Annotated in this window: 6 protein-coding genes; 1 reads left to right on the top strand and 5 read right to left on the bottom strand. The window is 57.1% G+C overall.

The window, feature by feature from the left end:
* From ACP7AL_RS25450 to ACP7AL_RS25440, 3 genes are all read right to left on the bottom strand, one after another.
* Nucleotides 1-791 (bottom strand): fatty acid desaturase family protein (locus ACP7AL_RS25450; protein ID WP_425995451.1); only part of this gene is annotated, 791 nt, incomplete at its 3' end.
* Nucleotides 792-1,014: 223 nt separating this feature from the next.
* Nucleotides 1,015-1,812: an SDR family NAD(P)-dependent oxidoreductase gene (locus ACP7AL_RS25445; protein WP_425995449.1), complete on the bottom strand. Its 798-nt coding sequence runs from the start codon at nt 1,810-1,812 to the stop codon at nt 1,015-1,017.
* 1 nt (nt 1,813) lies between these two features.
* Complete coding sequence (locus tag ACP7AL_RS25440; protein WP_425995447.1) at nt 1,814-2,347, bottom strand: hypothetical protein; 534 nt, start codon at nt 2,345-2,347, stop codon at nt 1,814-1,816.
* On the opposite strand from ACP7AL_RS25440, the gene ACP7AL_RS25435 reads away from it, so the two are divergent.
* Nucleotides 2,333-3,034, top strand: coding sequence for a hypothetical protein (locus tag ACP7AL_RS25435; protein WP_425995445.1), 702 nt, complete (start codon nt 2,333-2,335; stop codon nt 3,032-3,034). The genes ACP7AL_RS25440 and ACP7AL_RS25435 overlap by 15 nt on opposite strands.
* A 32-nt stretch (nt 3,035-3,066) precedes the next feature.
* Here the strand turns inward: ACP7AL_RS25435 and ACP7AL_RS25430 are convergent, their stop codons facing one another.
* Both ACP7AL_RS25430 and ACP7AL_RS25425 read right to left on the bottom strand, forming a co-directional pair.
* Entirely contained in the window at nt 3,067-4,263 is a 1,197-nt protein-coding gene (locus ACP7AL_RS25430) for an aminotransferase class I/II-fold pyridoxal phosphate-dependent enzyme (protein ID WP_425995443.1), read from the bottom strand.
* 159 nt (nt 4,264-4,422) lie between these two features.
* On the bottom strand, nt 4,423-5,370 hold a 948-nt coding region (locus tag ACP7AL_RS25425; RefSeq protein WP_425995441.1), incomplete at its 5' end, for an LptF/LptG family permease.

Below are 5,370 nucleotides of genomic sequence, written 5' to 3'. Positions count from 1 at the left end.
GGCGCAACCACATACTGGCGGAAAAAATATCCCCACATGCTGCGATGAATAAGGCGAGGATCGATATAAGGCGCAAGCTTCTCGTGCACGGGTCGCAATTTGCTCCAGTGCGTGCCGGGCGTCTCGTGATGCGCCGCGTGCAGGCCGTTGTTGAACAGCAGGAAATTCAGAAGTCGGCCGTCCCAGTTGCGCGAATGGTTGAAGTCAGACCACGGATCCGTATGCACATGCTGCTCGTAATTGAACAACATGATCGTCCACAGTGCGAAGAAGGCGGGCAGGAGAAACGCCATGCAGTAGAGAAACAGGCCCGCCCGCAGGCCATACAAGGCGATTGCCAGATATGCCAGCGCGATGTGGGTGGTCGCGAAGAACACATACTGAAAAACGATCTGGCGGTAGAGCGGCCCGTTCTTTTCCCGCGCCTTGACGATGAACGAGCGGATCGGAACGCTCTGCCAGTAACTCGAAACGAAAAAGTACGTGGCCGCGATGAAAAGGGTGTGCTTGTTGGAATGCCGCCAGGTGATCGTCGCATCGCCCGCGCGATTGACGTACTTGTGATGGTTCATGTTGTGCGTGGGTATCCAGGCGAAAGTCGGATACCCGTAAAAAATAGAAATCCAGTTGGCGAAGAAGTGATTGGCCTTCGCATTCTCGAATGTCGGGTAATGATTGTGGTTGTGAGCGATCACGCCGCAAGCCAGTGCAAAGTAGCAGCTTATCGGCCATACATAGGGCGCGAGCGACCGAAAAGCATATTGGGCCGCGGCCAGCGCCGTGGCGAGCACAATCCAGAGGATCGTGCGATAATCCGCAGTAACGCGAGGGTGCATCAAAGGACCTTCTCGACAATCAGATCGGCTCCGACAGCCGGCGGAGCGCGGAATTGAACTGCCTGAGAAATATCATAGGCGGAACAGAATTGCTGGCAACAGGGGTCGGATGACGCCAGCCGGCGCGATCGACCCTTGGCACGTCCGAGCAAGGACGGCCGTCGCGCCAATACGGCGGCTATACCCGCTTAAGCACCGCAGCCACCAGCGATCGAGGCGCCAGCCCCGCGAGGACGGCAAGGAATGAGAACTGCCAGGGAACCACGATCCTCTCCACTCCCTCTTCAACCCGCTTCCGAATGATCGCCGCCGCACGTTCGGCGGAAATAAGGAAAGGCTTCGGCGCATCCATCCCATGGTTCATGGGCGTATCGATGAATCCGGGCGAGACCAGCGTGATTTTGACGTTGTATTTTGCAAGCCGGAGGCGAAGCGCCTCCGAATACATCGCCAGCCCCGCCTTGGTGGCGGAATATGACGGCGCCATCGGGAGCGGAAATTGCTGTGCGATCGATCCGATCAGGACTATCCGGCCGCTGGTCCGGGCTGCCATCAATTCGCCCGCGAGAGCGGCGCCGAGCATGGGGGCCAGGAAGTTCACCTCCGACACCTCCTTCACCCGCTCAGTCGTCTCGCTGGCGAAATCCGGCGAAGAAATGCCCCCTATGCCTGCATTCAGGAAAAAAGTATCGATTGCCGCCTCGGCATCGAGACGCCGGATTTCCGCGAGGAAGCGATCAGTGTCGCGAATATCCAGGCTGATGGTCTGAACCTCCGCCCCCTTTGCACGGCAACGCTCCCGAATCCGAGCGAGCCGTTCCTCACTTCGGCCCATCAGAACGACGTCTATTCCCTTCGCCGAATAGGCCTCCGCCAATGCCGCCCCCAACCCGCTGGAAGCCCCCGTGATCAATATTCTGCGCAATGCATCCCCCGCCGCGCTACGGCTGTTGCAATCTGACCCGTCCCCCTGCAATTCATATCCGGATGGCCGCCCACGGGATTTTCATTTCCGGCTTTGAGAACATCTGATGCTGAATGTCACAAAAGAAACGAGACCTGTCGATATCAGGCAAGTGAAGACGCGCAAGGATTGGCGCGATTTCCATACTCTTCCATATCGCGTTTACAGAAACGATCCACACTGGATACCCCCGCTCCTGCTTGAAAGAAAATTTCATTTTCAGGCGAAGCACAATCCCTTCTTTCAGCATGCAAAGGCCGAATTCTGGATCGCTTACCGGAACGGAGTGCCGGTCGGCCGCATCACAGCGCAGATCGATGAGCTTCATCTCGACCGGCATCGGGATGCCACCGGACATTTCGGGTTTATCGAGGCTGTCGACGATCCTGCCGTCTTCGGCCGGTTGCTGACGGCTGCTGAATCCTGGACTCGCGAGTCCGGTATTCGCAGGATCGTCGGACCCGTCAGCTTTTCGCTTTGGGATCAGCCCGGCCTGCTTGTTGACGGCTTCGATGCATCGCCGAGCGTGATGATGAACTACAATCATCGATATTTCGAGCAGCACATTACAGCCGCGGGCTACTGCCCCGTGCAGGATTTGCTGACCTATGAGTATGACGGAAGATTGCCATTTCCCGATCGCGCAATGCGGCTTGTCGAATGGGCTCGAAAGCGTAACAGCATCACAGTCCGGCCCATTCGAAAGGACAGCAAGAATATCGATCAGGAGATCGCGTTGCTACTCGATATCATAAATGATGCATGGTCCGACAATTGGGGCTTCGTCCCGATGACGAAAGCTGAGATTGCCGACCTCGCCACCGTTTTCAAAATCCTGTTACGACCGGGTGATGTGGCCATTGCGGAATACAACGGGGCGCCCGTCGCCTTCGCGCTCATCATGCCCAACTTGAATGAGGTCATTCGCGATCTCGGCGGGAAGCTGTTTCCGTTCGGCTGGGCCAAGATCTTGTGGCGCCTCAAAATCAGAAAACCGTTCACCGCGCGGATGCCGCTCATGGGCGTACGAAAGGCGCTTCAAAGCTCTCCGCTCGGCGCTGCCCTCGCCTTAATGGTGATTCAGGAGACACGGGTATTTAATATCGCGAACGGCACCCCGATCGGGGAGTTGTCCTGGATTCTCGATCAAAACGAGGGCGTGAAGAATGTGATTGATCTCGTCGGGGCCGCACAGAAAAAGCGATACCGGCTATTTGAAAAGCCGCTTGGCTAAAGGTCGCAGGCCGTTCGACGCTGAATGCCTGTCTAGAAAACAGATTCCGTCGCGGGCGCAGCCTGAAAATCCTGCTCCTTGAGAACAGCGATGGCCTGGTCGATATCTGCTTCCCGGTGGCGGCTTGAAAGAAAGAATCTGATGCGGGGCAGATCCTTGGGCACCCCTATATGTACGATCGGCGGTGCGTAGATGTCTTTCTTCAAAAGCTCCTGGGATGCGAACATCGTTGAACGTAGGTCGCCGAACATCACGGGCACCACAGCTCGGCCTATAGCAGGACCGGTGTTCAATCCGGCGGCACGGGCTTTCGCCAGGAACATTTCGGATACGACTCTCAGTTGCTCCGGAAGCTCGGGTTCGGCAGCGATGATGTCGAGTGCGGCATGAGCTGTCGCTGTTATGACGGGAGACAGACCCACGCTGTAGACAAAGCCCGAAAGCGTGAACCTCAACCAGTCAATGATCTCCTGCCTGGCGCAAAGAAATCCTCCGCAGGATACGAGTGCCTTGGAGAGGGTTCCGACAATGAGATCGATGTCGTTTGGATCTTCGCCAAAATGATCGCTGATCCCACGCCCCTGTTTGCCAAGTACACCGAATGAGTGCGCTTCGTCCACCAATAGCCAGGCGTTATGCTGGTACTTCAGCTCGAGCAGCTTGGGGAGATCGGGAATGTCTCCATCCATGCTGTACAGGCCTTCCACAACAATAAGGCAATTGCGGAAGCTGCCGCGCTTTTCCTTGAGAATGGAATCCAGATGCTCAAGGTCGTTGTGCCGAAAGGCGACAAGTTCAGCCTTCGCGTTCTTTGCACCAGCCAAAATGCTATTGTGGCAAAGCTCGTCGATCAGAAGCAGGTCCTTCACACCAAGCAGATGCGAGATGATCGTCAGATTTGTGAGATAGCCGCTGACAAGCGTGAGGCTGGCTTCCACACCAATGAAATCCGCGACAGCATGCTCGAACTCGGAATGCATCGAGCGCTCGCCGCCAACGAGCCGGGAGCCGAGCGCACCGGCGCCGTGGCGCGCGAGCGCCTCGGCCGAAGCCTTCTTGATTTCCGGGCGATCCGACAAACCGAGGTAGTCGTAGTTCGCGAAACTAACGAGCGATTTTCCACGCGACTGCGCATCACTCCGCAGGCGATCTAAAGGGACAAACCAGGGATTACCGCTATCAAGTATTGATTTGCCTGCAAGGCGCGCACGCTTTGAGGCGAACTCCAAAAGAGACCCCGACCCCATTCCAATAATCCACCCCGCCCTTGATAATACCTACGTTAATACGGAATCTGCCTATTGAAATCACGGATTTTCACGCGCCCCCCCGATTGCTCAATTTTCGTGCAATATTCCAGCTCCGTCAAACCCCTTGTGGGGATGGCATCATGGATGTGACCGTCCTGGAAGCCCTCCAAACAGCTTGCGAAGCAACCCCGATATGCCCTCCCCGGTGCCGAGGGCGTACGTCAACGTCAACACCGTCGTTGCGACGGCGATGAGAACACAAGGAATGGACCAGGCCACAATGCCGGGCGAGACGTAGCCGTACCCGCCCAGTAAATTGATGGCCCGCAAGGCGACATGCACAACGTATCCGATCAACCCCAGCATGATCACACGCTGGAAAGAGCTTCCATGGCGCAGAAAAAACAATGACAGGCCGCTTGCGAGAAGGATCATGCTCCCCGGAAGGAACCAGTCCGCATAACGAACCTGAATCATCATCCGGTAAATGCGGGCATCAAAGACGCCGCCTGGCGAGCCCGCGAGCGAGTGAAGAACAACCTGAGGCAGGTACGCCGGACTTATATCCAAGTGGCTCACCCACAGCGGATCCATTCCAAGATCGGCTCGCGCTTCGCCTGTCTGCGGAGATACTTCGACCGTAAAACCGCGTGAGCCGGTTCCATCCGCCACCCAAAGCCTGCCGTCCTTAATCAGCCAAAAGCTTGTGCCCGGCTCCGGACTGGCCGAGGCCGCCGTGAGCACTTTCCGAAGCTGCCCATCGTCTCCCGTCGCGAAGACGGTCAAATCCCGCAACACCGGTGAGGGCCCGTATTCGATACGGGCCCTTACCAGAGCGTCTTTCGAAGCGAACCACCTTTGTCCCCTGTCGATGGTTCGGTCGGCCCTGCGGCCGTCATCGCCGAGCCGGCCGGAAATCTGGGCCATCATCGCCATTGGGCGCAGAAACGTGTCCAAGGTGAACTGTACACCTCCGAACATAATTCCCAGCAGCACTGCGGGAACGACACACTGGAAGGGCGAGCGGCCGGTGTTCGAAATCATGAGGCGCTCTCGCCCCACCGTCATCGCAACTTCTGCCGAAAG

This window comes from Afipia sp. DC4300-2b1 (genome assembly GCF_049895725.1).
GTDB lineage: Bacteria > Pseudomonadota > Alphaproteobacteria > Rhizobiales > Xanthobacteraceae > Afipia > Afipia broomeae.
The sequence above is the reverse complement of the archived record's forward strand: the minus strand, read 5'-3'. Positions and strand labels throughout refer to the sequence as shown.

What these genes read in the sequence shown, in the direction of transcription:
- ACP7AL_RS25435 (WP_425995445.1), top strand. Translation starts at nt 2,333, where the DNA reads ATGAACTACAATCATCGATATTTCGAGCAGCACATTACAGCCGCGGGC.
- ACP7AL_RS25440 (WP_425995447.1), bottom strand. Translation starts at nt 2,347, where the DNA reads ATGATTGTAGTTCATCATCACGCTCGGCGATGCATCGAAGCCGTCAAC.